Origin of the sequence: Corynebacterium senegalense (assembly GCF_900411315.1) — a bacterium.
Lineage (GTDB): Bacteria > Actinomycetota > Actinomycetes > Mycobacteriales > Mycobacteriaceae > Corynebacterium > Corynebacterium senegalense.
In genome coordinates this window covers 1-24495 of sequence record NZ_LS990887.1, presented here as the reverse complement: position 1 = coordinate 24495, position 24495 = coordinate 1, and the positions used below count along the sequence as shown (strand labels likewise).

22 protein-coding genes are annotated in these 24495 nt (G+C 69.7%); 6 read left to right on the top strand and 16 right to left on the bottom strand.

Annotated elements, in window-relative coordinates; genetic code table 11:
• Positions 1-3 precede the first annotated feature (3 nt).
• Entirely contained in the window at positions 4-750 is a 747-nt protein-coding gene (gene dapB / locus DYZ02_RS00110) for a 4-hydroxy-tetrahydrodipicolinate reductase (protein ID WP_115684450.1), read from the bottom strand.
• Positions 751-877: 127 nt separating this feature from the next.
• Between dapB and DYZ02_RS00105 the strand changes: the two genes are divergently transcribed.
• The gene (locus tag DYZ02_RS00105) at positions 878-1528 is read left to right on the top strand and encodes an AMIN-like domain-containing (lipo)protein (protein ID WP_115684449.1); all 651 of its coding nucleotides are present in this window, start codon (positions 878-880) and stop codon (positions 1526-1528) included.
• A gap of 61 nt (positions 1529-1589) precedes the next feature.
• Here DYZ02_RS00105 and DYZ02_RS00100 read toward each other — a convergent pair whose 3' ends face one another.
• On the bottom strand, positions 1590-3860 hold the full coding sequence (locus DYZ02_RS00100; RefSeq protein ID WP_115684448.1) for a polyribonucleotide nucleotidyltransferase: 2271 nt from the start codon (positions 3858-3860) through the stop codon (positions 1590-1592).
• Between the two features lie 231 nt (positions 3861-4091).
• On the opposite strand from DYZ02_RS00100, the gene DYZ02_RS00095 reads away from it, so the two are divergent.
• On the top strand, positions 4092-5357 hold the full coding sequence (locus DYZ02_RS00095; protein WP_115684447.1) for an Nramp family divalent metal transporter: 1266 nt from the start codon (positions 4092-4094) through the stop codon (positions 5355-5357).
• A 105-nt stretch (positions 5358-5462) separates the two neighbouring features.
• Here the strand turns inward: DYZ02_RS00095 and rpsO are convergent, their stop codons facing one another.
• From rpsO to DYZ02_RS00080, 3 genes are all read right to left on the bottom strand, one after another.
• Positions 5463-5732 (bottom strand): 30S ribosomal protein S15, encoded by a 270-nt coding sequence (gene rpsO, locus DYZ02_RS00090; RefSeq protein ID WP_115684446.1) that lies wholly within the window; start codon positions 5730-5732, stop codon positions 5463-5465.
• A 137-nt stretch (positions 5733-5869) separates the two neighbouring features.
• Complete coding sequence (locus DYZ02_RS00085) at positions 5870-6826, bottom strand: nucleoside hydrolase (protein ID WP_115684445.1); 957 nt, start codon at positions 6824-6826, stop codon at positions 5870-5872.
• Between the two features lie 15 nt (positions 6827-6841).
• A complete protein-coding gene (locus DYZ02_RS00080) occupies positions 6842-7819 on the bottom strand; it encodes a bifunctional riboflavin kinase/FAD synthetase (RefSeq protein ID WP_245945505.1) in 978 nt (325 codons plus the stop codon).
• 30 nt (positions 7820-7849) lie between these two features.
• On the opposite strand from DYZ02_RS00080, the gene truB reads away from it, so the two are divergent.
• A complete protein-coding gene (gene truB / locus DYZ02_RS00075; RefSeq protein ID WP_115684444.1) occupies positions 7850-8743 on the top strand; it encodes a tRNA pseudouridine(55) synthase TruB in 894 nt (297 codons plus the stop codon).
• Positions 8744-8787: 44 nt separating this feature from the next.
• On the opposite strand, the gene DYZ02_RS00070 is transcribed toward truB, so the two are convergent.
• From DYZ02_RS00070 to rimP, 9 genes are all read right to left on the bottom strand, one after another.
• The gene (locus DYZ02_RS00070) at positions 8788-9468 is read right to left on the bottom strand and encodes a 4'-phosphopantetheinyl transferase family protein (protein ID WP_115686286.1); all 681 of its coding nucleotides are present in this window, start codon (positions 9466-9468) and stop codon (positions 8788-8790) included.
• Complete coding sequence (locus DYZ02_RS00065) at positions 9468-10268, bottom strand: metallophosphoesterase family protein (RefSeq protein WP_115684443.1); 801 nt, start codon at positions 10266-10268, stop codon at positions 9468-9470. Before DYZ02_RS00065 ends, DYZ02_RS00070 begins: the two co-directional genes overlap by 1 nt.
• A 27-nt stretch (positions 10269-10295) precedes the next feature.
• Positions 10296-11606 carry an MATE family efflux transporter gene (locus DYZ02_RS00060; RefSeq protein WP_115684442.1) on the bottom strand — a complete coding sequence of 437 codons (1311 nt, stop codon included), beginning with the start codon at positions 11604-11606 and terminating at the stop codon, positions 10296-10298.
• A complete protein-coding gene (locus DYZ02_RS00055; RefSeq protein ID WP_115684441.1) occupies positions 11607-12578 on the bottom strand; it encodes a DHH family phosphoesterase in 972 nt (323 codons plus the stop codon).
• A gap of 15 nt (positions 12579-12593) precedes the next feature.
• A complete protein-coding gene (gene rbfA / locus DYZ02_RS00050) occupies positions 12594-13028 on the bottom strand; it encodes a 30S ribosome-binding factor RbfA (RefSeq protein WP_115684440.1) in 435 nt (144 codons plus the stop codon).
• 155 nt (positions 13029-13183) lie between these two features.
• The gene (infB, locus tag DYZ02_RS00045) at positions 13184-16018 is read right to left on the bottom strand and encodes a translation initiation factor IF-2 (protein WP_115684439.1); all 2835 of its coding nucleotides are present in this window, start codon (positions 16016-16018) and stop codon (positions 13184-13186) included.
• 118 nt (positions 16019-16136) lie between these two features.
• A complete protein-coding gene (locus tag DYZ02_RS00040; protein ID WP_115684438.1) occupies positions 16137-16469 on the bottom strand; it encodes a YlxR family protein in 333 nt (110 codons plus the stop codon).
• A 156-nt stretch (positions 16470-16625) separates the two neighbouring features.
• Positions 16626-17627, bottom strand: a complete 1002-nt coding sequence (gene nusA / locus DYZ02_RS00035) for a transcription termination factor NusA (protein ID WP_115684437.1) — start codon at positions 17625-17627, stop codon at positions 16626-16628.
• On the bottom strand, positions 17624-18175 hold the full coding sequence (gene rimP, locus DYZ02_RS00030) for a ribosome maturation factor RimP (protein WP_115684436.1): 552 nt from the start codon (positions 18173-18175) through the stop codon (positions 17624-17626). Before rimP ends, nusA begins: the two co-directional genes overlap by 4 nt.
• Positions 18176-18206: 31 nt before the next feature.
• Here rimP and DYZ02_RS00025 point away from each other — a divergent pair, with 31 nt between their 5' ends.
• A complete protein-coding gene (locus tag DYZ02_RS00025; protein WP_245945504.1) occupies positions 18207-19016 on the top strand; it encodes a DUF4439 domain-containing protein in 810 nt (269 codons plus the stop codon).
• Positions 19017-19067: 51 nt separating this feature from the next.
• Positions 19068-20981, top strand: coding sequence for an MMPL family transporter (locus tag DYZ02_RS00020; RefSeq protein ID WP_245945503.1), 1914 nt, complete (start codon positions 19068-19070; stop codon positions 20979-20981).
• Here DYZ02_RS00020 and DYZ02_RS00015 read toward each other — a convergent pair.
• The gene (locus DYZ02_RS00015; RefSeq protein WP_115684434.1) at positions 20968-22731 is read right to left on the bottom strand and encodes a proline--tRNA ligase; all 1764 of its coding nucleotides are present in this window, start codon (positions 22729-22731) and stop codon (positions 20968-20970) included. The genes DYZ02_RS00020 and DYZ02_RS00015 overlap by 14 nt on opposite strands.
• Positions 22732-22761: 30 nt before the next feature.
• Here DYZ02_RS00015 and yaaA point away from each other — a divergent pair, with 30 nt between their 5' ends.
• A complete protein-coding gene (gene yaaA, locus DYZ02_RS00010) occupies positions 22762-23370 on the top strand; it encodes a peroxide stress protein YaaA (protein WP_115684433.1) in 609 nt (202 codons plus the stop codon).
• Here the strand turns inward: yaaA and DYZ02_RS00005 are convergent.
• On the bottom strand, positions 23341-24258 hold the full coding sequence (locus DYZ02_RS00005; RefSeq protein ID WP_245945502.1) for an endonuclease domain-containing protein: 918 nt from the start codon (positions 24256-24258) through the stop codon (positions 23341-23343). The two genes, yaaA and DYZ02_RS00005, sit on opposite strands and share 30 nt — an antisense overlap.
• Positions 24259-24495 lie beyond the last annotated feature (237 nt).

The window sequence follows — 24495 nt, the reverse complement described above, 5'->3', positions numbered from 1 at the left end:
CGGCTACAGCCCCAGGTAGGTGTCCAGGCCCACCGTCAGACCCGGGTGCTGGTCCACCTGGCGCACGCCGGTGAGCACGCCCGGCACGAAGGACTCGCGGCCGTAGGAGTCCTGGCGGATGGTCAGCGACTGATCCGTGGTGCCGAAGATGACCTCCTCGTGCGCGACCATGCCGGACATGCGCACCGCGTGGACGCGGACACCGTCGACGTCGGAGCCGCGGGCGCCGTCCAGGCTCTGCTCCGTGGCGTCGGGGGCCGCGCCCAGACCGGCTTCCCGGCGGGCGTCGGCGATGCCCTGCGCGGTCTTGATCGCGGTGCCGGAGGGAGCGTCGAGCTTGTTCGGGTGGTGGTACTCGACCACCTCGGCCGATTCGAAGTAGGGCGCCGCCTGCCGCGCGAACGCCATGGTCAGCACGGCCGAGATGGCGAAGTTCGGCGCGATGAGCACGCCGACTCCCGGGTTGTCCTTCAGCCACGCGCGGACCTGCTCGTAGCGCTCGTCGTCGAAGCCGGTGGTTCCGACGACGCAGTGGATGCCGTGGGTGATGCAGAACTCCAGGTTGCCCATCACCGCGCCCGGCGTGGTGAAGTCCACGATCACCTCGGCGCCCTTCTCGGTCAGCTCCTCGAGCGCATCGCCGTGGTCAATCTCGGCGACGAGCTCCAGGTCTTCCGCAGCGCGCACGCCCTGCACCACCGCGGATCCGACCCTGCCCCTGGCTCCCAGAACTCCAACCTTGACGGCCATGGCTACTCCTTACGTGTTGTTTCGTGGCTTCCTGTTTCGGAAGAATCGCTTTCCGGCCACTCTATCGCTTTCCGCCTCCGCCCCGCCCCGGGCCGTTAAAGTGGGAACTATGAGACCTATGTTGCCCATGAGACGAACCCTCTGCCCAGCCGCGCTCACCCTCGCCCTCGCCCTGGGCGTGAGCGCCTGCTCGCCCAGCGACGCCCCCTCCTCCGCCCCCGACACCTCCCGCGCGTCCACCACGTCCGCCGACAGCCAGACTCAGAGCCAGACCCAAGCGCAGTCGCAGACCCAGTCCGCACAGGCCCACGTCGCCGCCACCGCCGACGAGGCGACCACCGCCGTCGCCTTCGGCACGGACCGCGCCCAGCAGTCGCCCAGCCCGGACGCCGAACTGGTCATCGCCGACGTCCGCGCGGGCAGCCACGACGGCTTCGACCGGGTTGTGTTCGAGTACTCGGGCACCGGCACGCCGGGCTTCCTCATCGGCTACAACCCCGAGCCGCGCCAGCAGGCCTCCGGCCTGCCGCTCGAGGTGGCCGGCAACGCTTACCTGGAGGTCATGATCCAAGGCACCCCCATGGGCATGCTGAGCCAGCGCGAGGACCTGATCAAGGCCGGCCCGATGGACGTCGCGGCGGGCTCCATCCAGGGCGTCACCCACGGCGGGGTGTTCGAGGCCGACACGCAGTACATCCTCGGCGTCGACCAGCAGCGCCCGTTCCGCGCCTACACGCTGGAGAACCCGACCCGTCTCGTCGTCGACGTCCAGCGCTAGCGAAACGGCGAACGCCCAGCGCGACCGGGCGGTCGGCTGGGCGTCGTGAAGCGGGGCTTTTCTAGTCCTCGACGGGGACCAGGGAGATCTTGCCGCGGTTGTCGATGTCCGCGATCTCGACCTCAATCTTGTCGCCGACGTTGACCACGTCCTCGACGTTCTCGATGCGCTTGTTGCCGCCGAGCTTGGAGATGTGGATCAGGCCGTCGGTGCCCGGCATGATCGAGACGAACGCGCCGAAGGCGACCGCCTTGACCACGGTGCCGAGGTAGCGCTCCCCCACCTTGGGCATCTGGGGGTTGGCGATGCCGTTGATGCGCTCGATGGCGGCGTCGGCGGCCTCCCCGGAGGCGGCGGAGACGTAGATCGTGCCGTCGTCCTCGATGGACACGTCGGCGCCGGTGTCCTCGGTGATCTGGTTGATCGTCTTGCCCTTCGGGCCGATGACCTCGCCGATCTTGGACACGGGCACCTTGATCGTGGTGATCTTCGGGGCCAGCGGGCTCATCTCGTCGGGGCCGTCGATGACCTCGGCCATGGTGTCCAGGATCGCCTCGCGGGCGTCGCGAGCCTGCTCGAGGGCCCCGGCGAGGACGTCGGAGGGGATGCCGTCGAGCTTGGTGTCCAGCTGCAGCGCGGTGATGAACTCGCGCGTGCCGGCGACCTTGAAGTCCATGTCGCCGAAGGCGTCCTCGGCGCCGAGGATGTCGGTCAGGGTGACGTACTCGGTCTCCCCGTCGACCTCTCCGGAGACCAGGCCCATGGCGATGCCCGCCACCGGGGCGGCCAGCGGCACGCCAGCGTTGTAGAGCGCCAGCGTCGAGGCGCAGACCGAGCCCATCGAGGTCGAGCCGTTGGAGCCCAGGGCCTCGGAGACCTGGCGGATGGTGTAGGGGAACTCCTCCTTCGAGGGGATCACCGGCAGCAGGGCGCGCTCGGCGAGGGCGCCGTGGCCGATCTCGCGGCGCTTCGGGGAGCCGACGCGGCCGGTCTCACCCGTGGAGTACGGCGGGAAGTTGTAGTGGTGGATGTAGTGCTTCGAGGTCTCCGGGGACAGGGAGTCCACGGTCTGCTCCATCTTCAGCATGTCCAGGGTGGTCACGCCGAGGATCTGGGTCTCACCGCGCTCGAAGAGGGCGGAGCCGTGCGCGCGCGGGATGAGCTCGACCTCGACCTCGAGGTCGCGGATGTCGGTGGTGCCGCGGCCGTCGATGCGGAAGCCGTCGGTGAGGATCTTCTCGCGGACGATCGACTTCATCAGCGCGTTGTAGGCGGCGCGGATCTCCTTGACGGCGGCGCGCTCCTCGTCCTTGTCGTCATCGTCGATGTCGAACTTGTCGAGCAGGTCCTCCTCGACCTCCTCCATGTAGGAGTTCGTGGCGTCGTCGCGCTCCTGCTTGCCCTTGATGGTCAGCAGGTTGGCCAGCTTCTTCGCGGCCTTCTTCTCCACGGCCTTGTACACCTTGTCGCTGTACGGCGGGAAGAGCTGGAACTCCTGCGTGTCCTTGGCCGCCTGCTCCGCCAGGGCCGCCTGGGCCTCGCAGAGGGTGCGGATGTAGGGCTTCGCAGCCTCGAGGCCCTCGGCGACGGTGGCCTCGGTCGGGGCGGGGGCACCGTTCGCGATGTGCTTGACGACGTTCACCCCGGCGCCCGCCTCAACCATCATGATCGCCACGTCCGGCTTGCCCTTGCGCTCGACGATGCGGCCGGCGACGACCATCTCGAACAGGCAGCGCTCGTGCTGGGCGTGGTTCGGGAAGGCGACCCACTGCCCCTCCGGGTGCTTGTCGTCGGCGACGAGCGCCATGCGCACACCGCCGACCGGGCCGGAGACGGGCAGGCCGGACAGCTGCGTCGCTGCGGATGCGCCGTTGATGGCGACGACGTCGTAGTACTCCTCCGGGTTCATCGACAGCACGGTGATGATGACCTGCACCTCGTTGCGCAGCCCCTTGACAAAGGTCGGGCGCAGCGGACGGTCGATGAGGCGGCAGGCCAGGATCGCCTCAGTGGACGGGCGGCCCTCGCGGCGGAAGAACGAGCCCGGGATGCGGCCCGCGGCGTACATGCGCTCCTCGACGTCCACGGTGAGCGGGAAGAAGTCGAAGCCCTCGCGGGGCTGGTTCGAGGCCGTGGTGGTGGCCAGCATCATCGTGTCGTCATCGAGGTAGGTGGTCACCGACCCGCCGGCCTGGCGCGCAAGCTGGCCGGTTTCGAAGCGGATGGTGCGCGAGCCGAAGTCGCCGTTGTCCAGAACCGCCACGGCCTCGGTCGTGCCGTAGTCCTCGTCGACGTAGACGTCGGCGGTGTTCTTGGGGGTGAAAGTGCTCAAAGGATCCCTCTCTGTGGTGTCCGGGCGATCATCGGTGCCGCCCCTCGTTTCTGTGTCCTTGCAACGGCACCCAACCTTACCAGGCGCTTTGACACATCGCCCAGCTCGCCCGATTCTCCCGCTCGCGCCCCGCGCGCCCGGTAACATGAGCCAGCAATAATTTTCCCCACCATAGTTTCCGCAGGCAGCCCCCGAGGCTCCCGGATTCACGATGCCCAGCAAGGAGGAACCGTGAGCAGCGCAGCTCCCACCCCGCCGGCCCCCGCCGAACCCGCCACCAAATGGTCCGTCATCGGTCCCGGCCTCGTCGCCGCCGCCACCGGAGTCGGCTCGGGCGACCTCGTCGCCACGCTCATCGCCGGCCAGAAGTACGGCTACGCCCTGCTCTGGGCGTGCATCGCGGGCTCGATCATGAAGATCGTGCTCGTCGAGGGCGTCGGCCGCTACACCCTGGCCACCGGCAACACGATGTTCCACGGGTGGCGCCAGCTCGGGCGCTGGACCAGCTGGTACTTCGTGCCGTACATCATCATCTGGGGCTTCGTCTACGGCGCGGCCGCGATGAGCGCCTCGGCCATGCCCCTGAAGGCCCTCTTCCCCGGCACCAGCCTGGAAATGTGGGCGGTGCTCACCGGGCTGCTCGGCTTCATCTTCACCTGGCTGGGAAAGTACCGCACCTTCGAGAAGATCATCGCCGTCCTCGTCGGCGTCATGTTCCTCACCGTCTGCGGCATCGCCACGCTGTCGCTGTCGAACCTGCCGGAGATCCTCCGCGGCCTGGTGCCGACGATCCCCGAGGGTTCCTTCGTCTACGTGCTCTCGCTGGCCGGCGGCGTCGGCGGCACCATCACGCTCGCCGCATACGGCTACTGGCTCACCGAGAAGAACTGGCGCGGGCCCGCGTGGATGCGTGTGATGCGCCTGGACAACACCGTCGCCTACATCGTCACCGGCATCTTCGTGGCGGCCATGCTCGTCATCGGGGCGGACCTGCTCTACTCCGCCAACATCGCCGTCTCGCAGGGCGACCGCGGCCTGCTCGATTTGGCAGACGTTCTCGAGCAGCGCTACGGGCCCACCATGGCCAAGGTCTTCCTCTTCGGGTTCTGGGCCGCGGCCTTCTCCTCCGTCCTCGGCGTGTGGAACGGGGTGTCCCTCATGTTCGCGGACTTCGTCGGGCACGCGAAGCACCTGCCCGCAGACCACGCCGACATCCACGTCGGCGGGCGCTACTACCGCTGGTACCTGCTCTGGCTCACGTTCCCACCGATGCTGCTGTTCTTCCTGGGCAAGCCCACCGCCCTCGTCATCGCCTACGGCGTCCTCGGCGCGCTGTTCATGCCCTTCCTCGGGCTTACCCTCCTGCTCCTGCTCAACTCGCGCCATACCCCCAAGCGGTGGCGCAACGGCTGGGTGGCCAACACCCTCATGGCGCTGATCTCGGCGGCGTTCGTTTACATCTGCGCCACCGAGCTGTGGAAGCTGCTGCCCTTCTAGTCCCCGATGAATCCCGTGCGTCGGCCACGTGTCAGGCGGGAAACGAAAAACCGCCCGGCGTCGGGGGACGCGGGGCGGTGAAACTCAAACGCAGTACTGCGCGGACTAGCGGCGGAGGCCGAGGCGGGCGATCAGGTCGCGGTAGCGCTCGACGTTGTTTTCGCGCAGGTACTTCAGCAGGCCACGGCGGCGGCCGACCAGCAGCAGGAGGCCGCGGCGGGAGTGGTGGTCGTGCTTGTGCGACTTGAGGTGCTCGGTGAGGTTGTTGATGCGCTCGGTGAGCAGGGCAACCTGGGCCTCGGGGGAGCCGGTGTCGGTCTCGTGCAGGCCGTAGTTCTTGAGGATTTCAGACTTCTTCTCAGTGGTCAGCGCCATGAGGTTCTCCTTGTTATTTCAGTTCGCATTCCATGAATCAGCGTGCGGGCCGGACTGCTGCGAACCGCAGTCGCTCGTCGATGCCCTGAGCCGAGGGTTCAGAGTACCAAACCGGGGCGGGGCCCCAAAATCGCCGCTCAGTCGGTCGAGGCCGCGATGGCGGTCAGGCGGTCCATGAACTCCGCGAGGAAGCGCGGGGCATCGACGGCGACGGCCACGTGGGCGGTCTTGACCGGGTCGTTGAGACGGGTCTCGTCGCCGATCGTGCGCCCGCGGGTCGGACCCTCCGTGTCGGTCTTCATGTTGATGTCCAGCAGCGTCACCAGCGAGGGATCGATCGCGACGGCGACGGCCAGCGGGTCGTGCAGGCCGCAACCGCCGAGGTGCGGCGCAGTCGTCTCGTAGGCCTTGATGTAGTAGTTCGTCGCGGCGGCGAGGAAATCGCCGCCGCGGGTGCCCAGGGCCTCCCACTTCGCGGTCTCGGCGGTGGTCAGCAGCGTCTGCAGGGTGACGTCGAGGCCGATCATCGTGACGTCCTTCGCGCGGCGGAACAGAACGTCCGTGGCCTCCGGGTCCTGGTTCACGTTCGCCTCGGCCCAGGCGGAGACGTTGCCGGGCACGGTCAGCGCCCCGCCCATCATGACGATGTGGGCGTTGTCGGCGAAGTGGTCCGAGGCCTCGATGGCCGCCGCGATCGTCGTCGACGGGCCGGTGGGCACGATCACCAGGTCGTCGCCGTAGCGCTCGACGGATTCGATGAGGAAGTCGACGGCGGGGGTGTCCTCGACGGCCCGGGTGGCGTCGTCAAGCACTGCCTCCCCGATGCCGTTGACGCCGTGGATGAAGGCGGAGATCTCGAGGACCTCGAAGCTGTCGCGGGCGCGGGCGTGGCCCGGCCCGGCGAAGACGGGCACGTCGGTGCGGCCGAACAGCTCCAGGATGGCGAGCGCGTTGCGCACACCGTCCTCGACGAGCACGTTGCCGTAGGTGCCGGTCACGCCGATGAGCTCGAGCTCCTCGCTGCCCAGCGCGTAGGCGAGGGCGAGGGCGTCGTCGATGCCGGTGTCGAGGTCGAGGATTACTTTGCGGGCCATGGTCTGTCCTTCCGGTTAGTCGGTCACGTGCAGGATCTCGCGGGTGCGGGCGACATCGCGGGCCATGTGCTCGAGGAGCTCGTCGACGGAGTCGAACTTGACCATGTCGCGCACCTTGCCCACGAACTCGACGCGCGCAGTGCGGCCGTAGAGGTCGGCGTCGCGGTCGAGGATGAAGGATTCGACGCTGCGCCGGTCGTCGCCGAACGTCGGGTTCGTGCCCACGGAGATCGCCGCCGGGTAGCGGATGCCCGGCTCCATGTCGCCCTCGATGGGCTCCTCCCCCAGGACGGTCAGCCAGCCAGCGTAGACGCCGTCCGCCGGGAGGGCCGTGACGTCCTCGACGTACTGGTTGGTCGTCGGGTAGCCGAGCTCCCTGCCACCCCGGCCGGCGCCGCGCTCGATCCCCGCGGTGACCGCGAAGGGCCGGCCCATGTAGTCGCGCGCGACGTCGATGTTGCCCTCGGCGAGCTCGTGGCGGATGGCGGTGGAACAGATGCGCACCCCGCCGTCATCGAGAAGCCCGACGATCGTGACGTCGAAGCAGTGGTCGCGCCCCAGCTCGGCCATCGTGGCGGCGGTGCCGGCGGCGTCGCGCCCGAAGGTGAAGTTCTCCCCCACCACCACGCGCCTGGCATTGAGCCGACCCAGAAGCGTGTCGGTGACGTACTCCTCCGGGCTGTCGCCCGCGAGCTCCTCGCGGAAGTCGACGACCAGCAGGTAGTCCACCCCGAGCGACGCGATGAGCCGCGCCCGCTCCTCCAGGCTGAGCAGGGCGTTCGGGGCGCGGTCGGGGGCGAAGACGGCCACGGGGTGGGGGTCGAAGGTCATCACCACACTCGGCACGCCCAGGCGGCGGGCCTCGTCGACGGCCCGCCCGATGAGCAGCTGGTGGCCCCTGTGCACGCCGTCGAAGACGCCGATGGTCACCACCGTTCCGTCCGGTTGCCCGAATCCCTCGGGCACCTCGTCCAGGCCGCGCAAAATATCCACGGGGAACAGACTACGGCATACTGTGGCACCATGACCGATCCCCTCTCCCGCTCCGGAATCGTCGTCGTGGACAAGCCGGTGGGCATGACGAGCCACGATGTCGTCGCCCGCCTGCGCCGCTTCTTCGGCACCCGCAAGGTCGGCCACGCGGGCACCCTCGACCCGATGGCCACCGGCGTGCTCGTCGCGGGCATCGAGCGGGGCACGAAGCTGCTCGCCCACCTCGTCGCCCACGACAAGGTCTACGCCGCCACCATCCGCCTGGGCGCGTCCACCACCACCGACGACGCGGAGGGCGGGGTCACCGCCACCGCCGACGCGGGGGGCGTCACAGAGGAGGCGGTGCGCGGGGGCGTCGGGAAGCTGACGGGCGAGATTATGCAGGTCCCCTCGACCGTGTCCGCGATCAAGGTCGGCGGACGCCGGGCCCACGAGCTCGCGCGCGAGGGCGTCGAGGTCGAGCTGCCCGCCCGCCCGGTCACCGTCCACTCCTTCGATATCCTCGGCTTCCGCCGCGAGGACGGCTTCCTCGACGTCGACGTGCGCGTGCACTGTTCCTCCGGCACCTACATCCGCTCGCTGGCCCGCGACCTCGGCGCCGACCTCGGCGTCGGCGGGCACCTCACGGCCCTGCGCCGCGAGACGGTGGGAAGCTTCACGCTTGACGACGCCCAACCGCTGCCCCACCTCGAGGAACACCCCCGCCTCAGCCTGACGCTCGACGAGGCGCTGACGCGCGCCTGGCCCGTCCTTGAAGTCACCGCCGCCGAGTACGAGGCGCTGGCGATGGGCAAGTGGCTCGAGCCTCGCGGTCTGCGCGGCGTCCACGCCGCGGTGGGCCCGGACGGCCGGGCCGCCGCGCTGATCAAGGAGCAGGGCAAGCGCCTCGCGACGGTGTTCGTCGCGCGACCCTCGACGCTCTGACTCCTCAGCGCTGCAGAGCCTCAGCGCTGCAGAAGTTCAGCGCCTCAGCGCGCGAACTTCGCTGCCAGCGTCCGAGTGACAAAGGCCGAGGCCACGATGTAGCCGCCGCGTTCCTCCCACCGGCCCTCGAAGAAGGGCACCGGAGTCGGCCGCGCGAGCAGGTAGGACAGGAAGGTCCCGTCGGGGCGGATGTCGATCTCCGCCTCGCCGAAGTCCAGCCAGCGCCGCGTCATGGGGAACCAGCACTTGTAGGTTGCCTCCTTGGCGCAGAAGACGATCCGGTCGGCGCAGTCGATCCCGTCGGCGCGCAGCTTCTCGATGGTCGCCAGCTCCCGCGGCCGGGCGATCTCCCCCACCACCTCCTCGGGCAGGCGGTCGGCGGGCTCCGCGTCGAGACCGATGGACAAGACGTGGCGCGTGGGGGCAGCGACCGCAGCGCGGAAGCCCTCCGTGTGCGTCATCGACCCGGTGAAGCCCTCCGGCCACAGGGGCATGCCCCGCTCGCCGCGCAGTATCGCCTCCTCCGTCTCGACACCAAGCTCGCGCAGGGCCTGGTGCGCGCACCAGCGGGCGTCGCCGAACTCGCCCTTGCGGGAGTCGACGGCCTGGCTGACCAGCCCCTGTTCCTCGGGGAGGAGCTCACGGTAGTTGGTCAGGTCGCGGCTGTCGCCCGTGCGGATGTAGATGTAGCGCGCGTGGGCGGGAAAGAGGTCGAGGTGCTGCATCACGCGCCCGCCTCCATGACCGGGTAAGGCCACGCCGTGGGCCGGGGCGTGCCCTGCCACTCGCGCGGGTAGCCCAGCGACACCTCGATGTGCTCGATCCCGTCGACCGTGGTCACCCCCGGCATGTGCAGGTGGCCGTAGACGACGGCGCGCGCGTTGTAGCGCCGCGCCCACCCGCGCGTGTGGCGGGTCCCGCACCACAGCGCCACCTCCGACCAGCGCATCCGCATGATCGGCTCCTGCACGAGCGGCCAGTGGTTGACCAGGATCGTGGGCCCCTCGATGCGCGAGAGCCGCCTGGTGGTGTAGGCGAGGCGGTCCCAGCACCAGGCGCGGACGTCGACGAAGGGCGCGATGGCGAACTCGTCGGTCATCATGATGTTCTTCTCGCGCGCCGCAGAGACCGCCTCGTCGACGGACATGCCGGCACCGCGGAAGGAGTAGTCGTAGAGGGTGAACAGGGGCACCACGGTCACCCCGTCGAAGACCGGGTAGGTGTCCTCCGGGGTGTGCACCCCGAGTTCGCGCATCGCCTGGACGAGGGCCGCGTACTTCTCCCGTCCCCGGTAGCGGTCCGCCGAACGGGAGAACAGCTCGTGGTTGCCCGGTGCCCAGATGACGGTGTCGAAGCGCCCGGCCAGCTCCGCCATGACGCGCACGATGAGGTCGAACTTCTCGGCCACGTCTCCGGCGACGATGAGCCAATCGGACGGGTCCGACGGCTGGATCGCCTCAATCTTTGGGCCGTTCGCCTTCACCGCCGCATGCAGATCCGCCACAGCCCACAACGTGGTGGTCATTCTCCTATTGGTAGCACAGGGCGAGCGCTACGCCCGCTTCTCACCCACGGTCGCCCACCGCATGGAGCCGAACCGCTTCACGACGCCACCGAGGCGCAGCAGCACCGACGCCAGGTGCCCCGCCCAGATCCCCGCCAGCCCCCATCCGAAGTAGAGGGCGGCCCCGGTGAGCGGTAAGAAGCCCAGCAGCACGGCGCCCATGGTCAGGTTGCGCAGGAAGGCGGCGTCGCCCGCGCCGAGCAGCACGCCGTCGAGCGCGAAGACCACCCCTCCCGCACCGATCATCGCGATGAGCAGCCACCACGGGACCACGAGCGCGTCGAGGACGGCCGTGTCCGCCGTGAAGATGCGCTGGATCGGCCCGCCGAGCACGAGGAAGACCCCGGCGAGGACGAGGGAGAAGGCGACGGAGAAGCCAGTCGCCTGGGTCCCCACGCGCCGGGCCTCGGCGGCGCTGCCCCGCCCGAGCGCGGCGCCGGTGAGCGTCTGCGCGGCGATGGCCAGCGAGTCGAGCACCAGCGTGAGGAAGTTCCACAGCTGGAGCATGATCTGGTGGGCGGCCAGCGAGGCCACCCCGAACCTGCCCGCCACGGCCGCGGCGGCGAGGAAGGACACCTGGAAGGACAGGGAGCGCAGGATGAGGTCGCGGCCCAGGGCGAGCTGGCTGCGGATGACCTCCCAGCGTGGGCCCCAGGCCCCGGTGTGCTCCCGCGCGAGCACCAGGAGGAAGAGCGAGGCGGTGATCCCCATCCCGAGCAAGTTCGCCGCCGCGGAGCCGACGAGGCCGAACCGGCCCACGAGCAGGGGCAGGGCCACCGCCCCGGGCACGAGCCCGCACAGGGTGAGCACGAGCGGCAGCCGGGTGTTCTGCACCGCGCGGAGCCACCCGTTTCCGGCCATGATCACAAGCGTCAGGGGGATGGCGAAGGCGGCCACGCGCATCCAGCGCACCGCCGCCTCTGCGGCGCCGGCGTCGTTGGTGAGAAACAGCGCGACCGGGTGGGCGAAGGCCCACACCAGCGCCGCCAGCGCGCAGCCGACCAGCACCGCCACCCACGTCGCCTGCACGCCCTCGGCCACCGCGGCGTCGCGCTTGCCCGCCCCGAACAGCCGCGAGGCCCGGGCGGTGGTGCCGTAGGACAGGAAGGTCAGCTGCGTAGTCACCGTCGACTGCACCGCCGTGCCCGCGGCCAGCGCGGCGAGCTCGGCGGTGCCGAGCCTGCCGACCACCGCGGTGTCCAGCAGCAGGTAGAGCGGGTTGGCCGCCAGCACGCCCAGCGCGGGCAGCGCGAGCGCCAGGATCCGGCGGGCGCTCACATCCGTTGGTGCGCCCGCCATCTAGTACATCTCACCCAAAATCCGCCCGACGACCTCCTCGCGGGTGCCGCCCGCGCTCAGCCCGGCGGCCGGGATGTGCCCGCCGCCGCCGAGGCGCTGGGCGACGCGGGAGACGTCGAGGCTGGTCGAGCGCAGAGAGACGCTCCAGCGCCCCCTGCCCTGCTCCTTGAGCACCACACCGACGTCGCTGCCCTCGAGGGAGCGCGCGTAGTCGATCACGGCCTCCACCGCGGACTGGCTCATCCGCTCGAGCACGTCCGAGTCGATGGTGAACACGCACACGGAATACCCGTTGGCACTCGTACTCTCCATCCCGGCCAGCACCACCCCGAGCAGGCGGAGGTCCTCCGGGCTCATGGCGTCCATCAGCCGCAGGGCGATCTCCCTGGTGTCCAGGCCGTACCCCATGAGCTCGGCCGCCATCGCGTGCATGCGCGGGGTGCCCCAGCGGAAGTTTCCGGTGTCGGTGACCAGGCCCGCGTACAGGCAGTGCGCGATCTCGGCGTCGAGGACCACGCCCATGTGGGCGAGGATCTCGCGCACCAGCATGGTCGTGGATTCCGCGTCAACGATGAGGTTCGCCCCGCCGAAGCCGGGGTTGGTCTCGTGGTGGTCGATCACCAGGACCGATTCCCTGTTCTCCACCAGGTGTCCCATGAACGCGCCGGTGCGGTCGACGGAGGCGCAGTCGACGGTGACCACCAGGTCCGCCTCGGGCAGCTTCCCGGTGTAGGCGATCTCCCCCACGCCGGGCACTGAATCGAGGTTGGACGGGTGCGGGGAGCTCTGCCCGATGAACACCCGGGCCCGCTTGCCCGCCCGGCGCAGCCCCGCCGCCAAGCCGCACGCGGAGCCGACGGCGTCGGCGTCCGGCTTGATGTGGGTGATCACGGCGACGGAGGTGGCGTCGTCAAGCAGGCGCGCGGCGTCGGCGAACGCGGCGTCGAGCTCGGGGAAGAGGAAGCGCTCCATGTGCAGGCCCGGGCGCTACAGCTCGGTGTTCTTGTAGGGGTTGCCCTCCCCCGCCGGGGTGGCGTTGGCGCGCAGCTTCGCCAGCTCCGCGTCGCGCTCGCGCGCCCGGTTGAGCAGTTCCTCCATCCGCGCCGAGGCCTCGGGGACGGTGTCCTGCTCGAAGGCGATCGTCGGGGTGAAGCGCACACCCAGCTCGTCGCCGACGATCTTGCGGATCTGCCCGCGCGCCCGGTGCAGCGCCTCGGCCGCCTGGGCGTAGTCGGGCTCGTCGTCGATCTCTCGGCCGCGGGTGGTGTAGTACACCGTCGCGTCGTGCAGGTCGCCCGTCACGCGGACGTCGGTGATGGTCACCAGCTCGAGGCGGCGGTCCTTGACCTGACGCTCGATCGCGCGGGCCACGATCTCCTGAATGCGCTTGGCCAGACGTTGGGCACGAGGATTCTCAGCCATCTCAAGCTCCTTTACACGGGCGGGTCGTTTCCCCGGCTATCCTACAGCCCGCCCGCCGGGCCGAAGGCACGCGGGTGGGCGGCGAAGGCCCCGCTCCCAGTGGGAAACGGGGCCTGTGCTTCACGACGCCCCATGGGGCGTCGCCACACATGCTCCTAGGTGCGCGGGACCTCGACCATCTCGTAGACCTGGATGACGTCGTCGACCTGGATGTCCGGGTAGGACAGCACCATGCCGCACTCGTAGCCCTTGTCCACCTCGGTGACGTCGTCCTTCTCGCGGCGCAGCGACTGGATCGTCGCGTCCGGGGTGACAACGTTGCCGTCGCGCACCAGGCGGCACTTGGCGTTGCGGCGGACCTTGCCGTCGGTGACCATGCAGCCGGCGATGAGGCCGACGGAGGACGCCTTGAAGATCTGGCGGATCTCCGCGGAACCGATCTCGCGCTCCTCGTAGATCGGCTTGAGCATGCCCTTCAGGGCGTTCTCCACGTCCTCGATGGTCTTGTAGATCACCGAGTAGTAGCGGATCTCCACACCCTCGCTGTTTGCCTCCTCGGTCGCCTTGCCCTCGGCGCGCACGTTGAACGCGACGATGACGGCGTCCGAGGCCGCGGCGAGCACCACGTTGGTCTGGGTGACGGCACCGACGCCGCGGTCGATGATGTTGACCTCGACCTCGTCGTCGACCTCGATCTTGAGCAGCGCCTCCTCCAGGGCCTCCACGGAACCCGCGTTGTCGCCCTTGAGGATGAGGTTGAGCTGGCTCGTCTCCTTGAGCGCCTGGTCCAGGTTCTCCAGGGAGACGCGCTTCTTCGTGCGGGCCTGCATGGCGGAGCGCATGCGGGCGTCGCGCTGAGCGGCGATCTGGCGGGCGACGCGGTCGTCCTCGACAACCAGGAGGTTGTCGCCGGGGCCGGGCACGCCGTTGAGGCCCTGCACCTGCACCGGGCGGGACGGACCCGCCTCCTCCACGTCGTTGCCCCACTCGTCGACCATGCGGCGCACGCGGCCGTAATTGCCGCCGACGACGATGGAGTCGCCGACGCGCAGGGTACCGCGCTGCACGATGACCGTCGAGACCGGGCCGCGGCCGCGGTCGAGGTGGGACTCGATGGCGATGCCCTGGGCGTCCATGTCCGGGTTGGCCCGCAGATCCAGCGCGGCATCGGCCGTGAGCAGGACGGCCTCGAGGAGGTCGTCAATGCCCGTGCCCTGCTTCGCCGAGATGTCGATGAACATGGTGTCTCCGCCGTACTCCTCCGGCACGAGGCCGTACTCGGTGAGCTGGCCGCGGATCTTCTCCGGCTGAGCCTCCGGCTTATCCACCTTGTTCACGGCGACCACGATCGGCAGGTCCGCCGCCTTGGCGTGGTTGATCGCCTCCACCGTCTGCGGCATGACGCCGTCGTCAGCGGCCACGACCAGGATGGCCAGGTCGGTCGACTTCGCACCGCGGGCACGCATGGCGGTGAACGCCTCGTGGCCCGGGGTATCCAGGAAGGTGATCGTGCGCGGCTCGTCCTCCAGTGTGACGGTGGTCTGGTACGCACCGATGCCCTGGGTGATGCCGCCGGCCTCGCCGGAACCGACGTTGGCGCGGCGGATCGAGTCGAGCAGGCGGGTCTTGCCGTGGTCGACGTGGCCCATGACGGACACCACCGGCGGGCGGTGTGCGAGGTCCTCGTCGGTGCCCTCGTCCTCGCCGAACTGCAGGTCGAAGGACTCGAGCAGCTCGCGGTCCTCGTCCTCCGGGGAGACGATCTGGACGTCGTAGTTGATCTCCGCACCCAGGATCTGCAGGGTCTCCTCCGGCACGGACTGCGTGGCCGTGACCATCTCGCCCAGGTTGAACAGGGCCTGGACCAGGCTCGACGCCTCGGCACCGATCTTCTCGGCGAAGTCGGTCAGGGTAGCACCCTGGCGCAGGCGCACGGTCTTGCCGCCGCCGTCGGGCAGGCGGACGCCGCCGACGACGTTCGGTGCGTGCAGCTCCTCGTACTCGTGGCGCTTCTGACGCTTCGACTTGCGCCCGCGACCGGGCGCGCCGCCCGGACGGCCGAACGCACCTGCGGTGCCACCGCGACGGCCGCCGCGACCACGGAAACCGCCGCCCTGGTTCGGTCCACCGGGGCCACGGCCGCGTCCGCCGCCGGGGCCGCCCTGGCCACCGCGGCCGCGACCAGCGCCGGCTGCCTTCGCCGGCATCTGGGCTGGGTTCGGAGCCATGTCACCCGGGGTGGGTCGACGGCCGCCGCCCGGACGGGGTGCGGGGCGCTGCCCCTGCCCACCGCGCTCGCCGCCGGGGCGTGCGCCGCCCTGGGCGGGGCTGCGTCCGCGGCCGCCAGCAGCACCGGCGCCACCGCGGCCACCGCCCGGACGGGGAGCCGGACGGCCGCCGCCGGTGTTGGAGGAGAAGGGGTTGTTCGCCACACGCGGGCGCCCGCCCGGCTTCGGCATCGGGCGCGGCATGGAACCCGGCGTCGCGCCGCCCTTGGCGGACGCGGGCTTCGGCGCGGCCGGCTTCGGCTGCGAGGGCTTGGAGGCGCCCGGCTTCGGGGCGTTGCCCGCGGACTTGGGCTGCGCCGCCGGGGCGGCCTGGGCCGGCCTCGGCTGCGCCGGCTTCGCTGCGCCCGGCTTCGGGGCGTTACCGGCGGGCTTGGGCTGCGCCGCAGGGGTGGCCTGCGCGGGCTTGGGAGCGCCCGGCTTCGGGGCGCTGCCCGCGGGCTTGGGCTGCGCCGCCGGGGCGGCCTGGCCCGCCTGAGCGGGCTTCGGCGCACCCGGCTTGGGCGCAGCCTTGCGGGGCTTGGCGTCGGCGGAATCGCCGGACTTCTCCCCGTAGAAGGCCTTCATCTTTTTCACCACCGGCGGTTCGATGGTGGACGATGCGGTCTTGACGAACTCACCCTGCTCCTTGAGCGTGGCGAGCAGTTCCTTACTTGTTACGCCGAGCTGTTTTGCCAGTTCGTGAACGCGTAGCTTTCCGGGCACGTGTCTCCTCTTGGTTGTTGCTAGAGGGCCAGCCGCCGCAGAAGGCTACTGAGGCTGACGACCCCTAGACGTTGTCAGTGACTTTCATCGCTGATGCTGCTTCATCGCTGCGTACTCATCAGTGTTCGGTCTTCCTTATTTCGTGTGGGTCTCCCGAGACGCTCGCGAGGTACGTCCGTACATGACCTAAGTCCACCGGGGCGGACATGCGGAGGGCGCGGGCGAATGCCTGCCGTTTCTCCGCCAGCTCGAACGCTTCCCACGTCGGGGTGATCCACGCTCCCCTCCCGGGCAGCGAGCGCGACGGGTCTGCCAGCACGCGCCCCGACCTGGACGGGTCGGCGACAACGCGCAGCAGCTGCGAGTCGTGCGCCGTACGGCGTGAGGCAATGCAGGTGCGGGTTCGGACGGGAGTCGTGCGCGCCACGTTGGGCTGTGCGCTCGAGTTCATCCACGTCCTTTCTGCCAACGCCCTGCGGCGTTGAGCTATTCCACTTCTGCTCTGCCTCGCGCCGCTCGACGCGGTCAGCGTGTTTTAAGCCGCAGTTAACCTTACGCCACTTCGCGGGGATTGTGTACTTCCCCCGGGGTGACGCCCGCAGGAGCCCTACTGCGCTGCGTCGGAGTGGATGTCGATCTTCCAACCCGTCAGGCGCGCGGCGAGACGGGCGTTCTGCCCCTCCTTGCCGATGGCCAGGGAGAGCTGGTAGTCGGGGACGGTCACCTTCGCCTGCTGCGCCTCGCGGTCGAGCACCTCGACGCGCACGACCTTCGACGGAGCGAGGGAGTTGCCGACGTACTGCGCCGGGTCCTCGGAGTAGTCGATGATGTCGATCTTCTCGCCGCCGAGCTCCTTCATCACCGTGGAGACGCGGGCGCCGCGCGGGCCGATGCAGGCGCCCTTGGCGTTGACGCCCTTGACGTTGGCTTTCACGGCGATCTTCGAGCGGTGGCCCGCCTCGCGGGCGATGGAGACGATATCGACGGTGCCGTCGGCGACCTCCGGGACCTCGAGTGCGAACAGGCCGCGGACCAGTTCGGGGTGGGTGCGCGAGAGGTTGACCTGGACCTTGCGGTCCCCCTTGTTCACGCCGACGACGTAGGCCTTGACCCTGTCGCCGTGCTTGAGGCGCTCGCCGGGGATCTGCTCCGCCGGCAGGAGGATGCCGTCCTGCGGGTCCTGCTCGGTGCCGAGCTGGACCACGATGATGCCGCGGGATTCCGCGTTCGCGTCGCGCTGCACGACGCCCGAGACCACCTTGCCCTCGAACTCGGAGTACTCGGAGAAGACCCGGCCCGCCTCGGCCTCGCGCATGCGCTTGACGATGGCGTCGCGCACCGCCAGCGCGCCGACGCGGGAGAAGTTCACCGGGGTGACATCCGCTTCGCTCAGGACCTCCCCGTCCTCGCCGAGGGTGCTGAGGATGACCGCCACGTCGCCCGTCTCAGTGTCGATGTCCACGCGCGCCTTCTCGTTGTCCGCGGGCGGGGCCTCGCGGTAGTCGCGGTACGCCCACAGGAGGGCCTCGGCGATTGTGGTGAGCAGGTCGTCCACCCCGATGCCGTGCTGCTTCTCGATGGTCTGCAGCGCGCTCAGGTCAATATTCACTTGTTTTCCTCTCCATCGGAGACCAGCGTCACGGCCTCGTCGTACGACTTCTCCGCCAGCTCGATCTCCGCAGCCGGCGGGTTGTTGAATTCAACTTCTACCACCGCGCCCGCCAGATCGGAAACCGCGCGGACGTGCACCTGAGGCAGCGCGGTGCCGGAGCTCACCAGCACCACGTTCGCCTCCTCGGCGTCGAGCGCGCCGACGCGGTAGAGGCCCTGCCCGACCTTGATCCTGCGGCCGTGGCTGCGCCGGAAGTGGCGCGGCTGCGTCAGCGGCAGGTCGACTCCGGGGGTGGTCACCTCCAGGGTGTAGCCGGCGCCGAAGTTGAGGTCCCCGGCGGCCTCGTGGGCGTCGAAAAGCTCGCTGATCTCGTTGGATACCGCCTCGAGCTCGTCGAGGGTGGGGCGCGTGTCGGAGTCGAGGGCCACCACCACCTGCGATTTCTTCCCCGCCTTGACGGTGCGGACGTTTTCCACGTCCATCCCGCTGCGTTGCGCGACGGGGCGAATCAGGTCGGTGAGGGTCTCAGCTGCGGGAAATGCCATGTTGTCCAGCCTATCGTGTACGGTTTCCGGCGTGAAGATCTCCCGCCTCGCGCTCGTTCCGGCGTGCCTCGCGCTCGCGTCGTGCTCGGTGATGGACATCGCCGGGCCGCGCCCCAACGGCGAGGTCCTCGCGCTCGCCCGCCAGGCGGAGGCGGATTCGCTCTCGCTTCACGACGCCCCAGCGGCCGAACTCCGCTCCCGCCAGGCCGCGCAGCTCTACGACGAGATCACCCGCCTCTGCGGCACCGACGCTGCCGGTGCGCCCCCGGCGACGTGCGAGGTGGAGCGCGGCCCCGGCGAGGCCGCCGGCGCCCCCGACGTCGGCGCGCTGACCGGAAGCGCCGCGGAGGGGGCGGCCCGAGCCGTCTCCTCTCTGCCGGACGAGTCCGTCGACCTCGTGGTCGCGCAGGCCGTCGACGCCACCGCCCTCCAGCCGGTCAATTTGCCCCCAGTCACGGTGGCGGACACGGCCGACCTCGAGGCCGCGCGCGAGATGCTGCGCCGCGAGTTCGCCGTTGAGTACGCACTCGGACTCGCCTCCTCCTACGCGGACGCGGATCTCTCCGCGCGCATCGATGCGCTTGGCGAGGCGGCGGAGCAGCGCCGCGACTACCTGACCGGCCTCCTGGCCGCCTCGGGCGAGATCCCCGTCCCCGCCCCCGGCTACGAGTTCAGCGGGCGCCCGGAGCCCGCCGATTCCGAGCAGGCCGCGGCACTCGTCGACGAGATGGAGGAGTGCCTGGTGGCCGAGTGGCGCGCTACCGCCGCAGGCGCCTCGACGGCACCCTGGATGACGGCGGCGATCGCGCTGGCGGCGCAGGCGCAGCGGGGCAGCATCTGAGGCGGCGCGTAGGGTAAGGGCACCGACCCCGCTCTGAAAGAAGCCCTCCCCGTGACTTCCCGTGCCGTCCGCCTGCTCAGGTGGGCATCCCTGGCCCTCGTCGGCCTCGCCGTTTTCCTCATTTCCCTCGGCCCCCTCGAGGCGCCCCAGTCCCCCACCGCCATGCTCCCGGACGGTTTCGACTCCACGGAGGTCGCTGCCAAGCGCGCCGAGGGCGGCGGTGACGGAGCGGGCGGCTCCGCCGCGGTGGTGCTGTTCACCGGGCTCAGCCCGGACACCTTCGCCCAGCTGGGTCCGAAGGCGGAGGAGCTGGGCGGGCCGCTGATCCCCAACGAGGCGATGGACGCCGCCATCGTGCCCGTCGAGGTCGCGTACGAGTCCCTGCTGGACAACGTGGACCGCGTCGCCGAGCTGCGCGGGGACGCCTCCTCCGACCTCCCCGCAGGCGTGCAGGCGCAGGTGACCGGCCCGGCCGCCATTTCCGCAGACCTCTCCGGGGTGTTCTCGGGGGCGAACGTGAAGCTGCTGGCGGTCACCGCCGCCATCGTCGCCGTGCTGCTGGTGTTCACCTACCGCTCCCCCGTCCTCTGGCTCATTCCCCTGCTGGTCATCGGCGTGGCCGACCGGCTCGTGGCCACCCTCTACCCGCGCGTGCTCGACGCGCTCGGGATGGCCTGGAACGAGTCGACGGGAGGGATCCTCTCCGTGCTCGTGTTCGGCGCGGGCACGAACTACGCGCTGCTGCTCATCTCCCGCTACCGCGACGAGCTGGCCTCCCACGAGGACCGCTTCGAGGCGATGGCGCGCGCCTGGCTGCCGACGGTCAGGGCGATCAGCGCCTCCGCGCTCACCGTTGTCCTCGGCGTGCTGTGCCTGCTGCTCTCGCACACCCCGACGACGCGCTCCCTCGGTGTCGCGGCGGCCTTCGGCGTGGCGGTGGCCCTCTTCTTCGGCGCGTTCGTCCTGCCGGGCGTGCTCGCGCTGTTCGGCCGCTGGATCTTCTGGCCGCGCACTCCGCAGGTCGGCGAGGAGGCGGAGCACCGCCTCTTCGACCGCGTGGGCTCCTTCGTGGCGGCGAAGCCGCGGGCGATCCTGGCCACCTCCCTGCTCGCGCTGGGCGTGATGTGTCTCGGCATCCTGCAGATCAACACGGGGCTGACCCAGGCCGACCAGTTCATCGACACCCCCGAGTCCATCTCCGCCGCCGAGGAGCTCGGGGAGAAGTTCCCCGAGTCCTCGGCCACCCCGGCGATTGTGGTCACCCCCTCCCCCGAGGAGGCCACGACCGCCCTCGAGGACGCCGGTTTGAGCGTCACCCCCGGCGAGGGCGTCCTGCAGGTCTCCGGCGGCGACACCGAGGAGATCCGCGCCGCCCTTGGTGGCCTGGACGCCAAGGTCGGCGGCCCCGACGCGGAGCTCTACGACACCGAGGTCGCCGCCGGGCAGGACCGCGCGCTGATCTTCCCCACCGTCCTGCTGCTCATCCTGCTGAGCCTCGTCGTGGTGCTGCGCTCGCTCGTCGCGCCGCTGATCATGACGGCCTCAGTGCTGCTCACCAACGGCGCGGCCCTCGGGGCGGGCTGGTGGGCGTCCCACCACCTGTTCGGCTTCGAGCGATTCGATTCCGCCGCCCCACTCTATACCTTCGTGTTCCTCGTCGCCCTCGGCATCGACTACACGATCTTCCTGGTCACCCGCGCGCGGGAGGAGGCCCAGTCCCACGGGACGCGGTCCGCGATCCTGCGGGCGCTGTCCACCACCGGCGGGGTCATCACCTCCGCGGGCATCCTGCTCGCCGCGGTCTTCGCGGCGCTGGGCGTCCTACCGCTGGTGGTGCTGGCCCAGATCGGCATCGTGATCTTCCTGGGCGTCCTGCTGGACACCCTCGTGGTGCGCACCCTCGTGGTCCCGGCAGCCGTGCAGCTGCTGGGCGGGAGGTTCTGGTGGCCCGCTAGGAGGCGATGAGGCCGCGCAGCTTCTCGACGACCTCCCCGGCCTCCACCTCGAGCGTCTCGCCGCCCCGGATCCGCAGCTCGACCTTGCCCTCGGCGAAGGCGCGGCCGAGGATCACAGCGAAGGGCATGCCGAGCAGCTCGGCGTCCTTGAACTTCACGCCCGGGGAGACCTTCGGGCGGTCGTCGAAGAGCACCTCGATGCCGGCGGCGTCGAGCTCCTCGACGAGCCGCGCCCCGGCCTCCATGGCGGCGGTGTCCTTGTTCGCCACGGCCACGTGGACCTGGTAGGGGGCGATCTCGACCGGCCAGACGAGCCCCTTGTCGTCGTGAAGCTGCTCGGCGACGACCGCCATCATGCGGGACACGCCGATGCCGTAGGAACCCATGGTCGGGGTGGCGCGCTTGCCGTTCTCGTCGAGGATCTGCACGTCCATCGCCTCGGTGTACTTGCGGCCGAGCTGGAAGATGTGGCCCAGCTCGATGCCGCGGGCCAGCTTGACGGTGCCGTTGCCGCTGGGCGAGGGGTCGCCCTCGCGGATCTCCGCTGCCTCGACGAAGCCGTCGACCTCGAAGTCACGGCCGGCGACCAGGTTGAGCACGTGGTGGCCGTGCTTGTCGGCGCCGGCGATCCACGACGAGCCGGTGACCACGCGCGGATCCGCGTAAACCTTCACGCCGTTGGCGGCCAGCGCCCGCGGGCCGACGTAGCCCTTGACCAGGAAGTCATGCTTGGCGAAGTCCTCCTCACCCGCCAGCTCGAACGTCGCCGGCTCGAGGGAGGCCTCGAGGCGCTTCTCGTCGAGCTCGCGGTCGCCCGGGATGAGCACGGCTGCGAGCTGCGGGCCGAACGGCTCACCCTCCTCGGTCAGCGCGCGCGGGTCGTCGATCTTGATCACCATGCACTTCAGGGTGTCGGCGGCCTGCGCGTCGATGCCGTTGGCCCGGGCCCAGGCGACGAGCGCCTCGATGGTCTCCGCGTTCGGGGTCTCGCGCTCGACGGCCTCGGGCTGGCCCTCGATCGGCGCGGGCTCGGGAGCCACGGTGACCACGGCCTCCACGTTGGCGGCGAAGTCGCCGGCGGTCGAGACGACGAAGGTGTCTTCGCCGTTGTCGGAGTACGCCAGGAACTCCTCGGAGGCGGAGCCGCCCATCGCGCCCGAGGTCGCCTTGCAGATCTCGTAGCGGATGCCCACGCGGTCGAAGATCCGCTGGTAGGCGGCGCGGTGCTTGGCGTAGGACTCGTCGAGGCCGGCGTCGGACATGTCGAAGGAGTAGGAGTCCTTCATCAGGAACTCGCGCCCGCGCAGGATGCCCGCGCGGGGGCGCGCCTCGTCGCGGTACTTCGTCTGGATCTGGTACAGGGTGACCGGGAAGTCCTTGTACGAGGAGTACAGGTCCTTCACCGCGGCGGTGAACATCTCTTCGTGGGTCGGGCCGAGCAGCATGTCCGCGCCCTTGCGGTCCTTGAGGCGGAACAGGTCGTCGCCGTACTCGGTCCAGCGGTTCGTCGCCTCGTAGGGCTCGCGAGGCAGAAGCGCCGGGAAGAGCAGCTCCTGGGCGCCCATGCGGTCCATTTCCTCGCGCACCACGCCCTCGATCTTGCGCAGCGTGCGCAGGCCGAGCGGGAGCCAGGAGTACACGCCCGGGGCCGCGCGGCGGACGTAGCCCGCGCGGACGAGAAGCTTGTGGGAGGGCACTTCGGCGTCCGCCGGATCTTCGCGCAGCGTGCGCAGGAACAGCTCGGAAAGGCGTGTAATCATGCGGGTTATCTTAGCGCTAGGGTATTCGGCATGCTCATCCTCCTCCCGCCTTCCGAAACCAAAGCTCCGGGCGGCTCTGACCAGCCGATGTCGGTCTCTTTCCCCGCCCTGGATCCGGTGCGCGGGGAGATCATGGACGACCTCGCGGCACTGCCTGTCGACGCCATGGTGACCGCACTGAAGATCCCAGCGTCGAAGCGCGCGGAGGCCGAGGAGAACCTCACGCTTCGCAGCGCCCCCACCATGCCCGCGATCCACCGCTACACGGGAGTGCTTTACGACGCCCTCTCCGGCGGGTCCAAGCTGCCCACCCGGTCTGGCACGGTGCCGACGATGAGGGCTCGCTGGGGGGCGTCGATAAGCGAAGTTCTTTCCGAGCTGGGCTTCGTGGTGGACATGCGCTCCGGGGCCTACCACTCCCTGGGCCCGGTGCCCGGCGCCGCGACCGTGCGGGTGGAAACCGAGGTCGACGGCGTGCGCAAGGTGGTCAGCCACTTCAACAAGCAGTACAAGGGCGAGCTGGCGCGCGCGCTGGCCTGCGGGCCCGAGTGCACGTCGGTGGAGTCGGTCGCTTCGGTGGCGTCTGCGGCGGGGTTCGCGGTGGAGGTGTCAGGCTCCCAGCTGACGCTGGTGGTGTAGGGCTGCTTCGACGTCGCTGACGAAATCGGTCGGGTTCGCGAGGAGCTCGGCCGGCCGGTAACGCAGGATTTTGTAGCCCTGGTTCTCGATGCGCTTCTTCCTGTCGTTTTCGCGCTTGATGGTCTCCGCCGTGTCCTCCTCGTACTTGCTGTCGCCGTCGATCTCGATCAGCAGCCACCCGTCTATCGCCAGATCCGCCCGGTACGCGCCGACGCTGTGCTGCGGCTGCGGGTCGAACCCCGCCTCTATGAGCAGCGCGCGGGCCAGGGACTCGAACGGCGACTCTGACAGCGCCGTGGCGTGGCGGAGGCATCTCCTGGCGAGGGCATTCCCTTTCACCCGCCCCATGGAAGCGATGGCGCGCCCTACTGACCGCCGCTCCGCGCCCGCGCGCAACAGCCAGTCGAAAGCGATCAACCCCTCCGCGAAGCCGTGAAGTCGGGCGATGTCAATCGCGGTGCGCGTCAAGCGGGTGGCGCGGTACCCTTCGCCCGCGTACGTGTCCTTTTCCGCGAGCCGGAAGTGGCGCGCTTCGTATTCCGGGTTACGCCTGACTGAGGGGGCGATCCACCGGCTGGTGCTGGCCAATTCCACTTTCTCGCCCGTCAGGGCGACGACCCACATCCCATTCACCCGCGCCGCAGATCTTCCGACAAGCACCGCCGAGTGACAGTTGCGTCCGGCAGCCACCGTCAGGAGGAACCTGCGCTCGTACCAGGGAAGCTGATTCCACAGGGCCACCGGGTAGTAGAGCTGCGGTGAGAGTTGCCTCAATGCATCGGACGCCATCGCCTTCCACATGTCGCGATCCGTGTGGAAAACCCGGCGCGTATCGATGATCTGGCGCGCGAGGTCGCGGCGCCGCTCCGCTTCTGCAGCAACGGCCACCTGATTTCTCCGATCTGTCCCCATACCTGTGTTAGACGGCCGCCTCAGCGCCTGGGTTCCATCCGGTGTCGGCTACGGAGGTAAGACGCGTGAGGAAACTTTCCAAAGTCAGACATTCAAAGACAGATAGATCGCCATAGCCCCACCCGAGAGCTCTGCGGGAGTATGAAATGTCTGCTTCTGAATATCTGACTCTTCCCTTTCTCGGTCCCCGCGAGCACCCCGCACCCCCACACC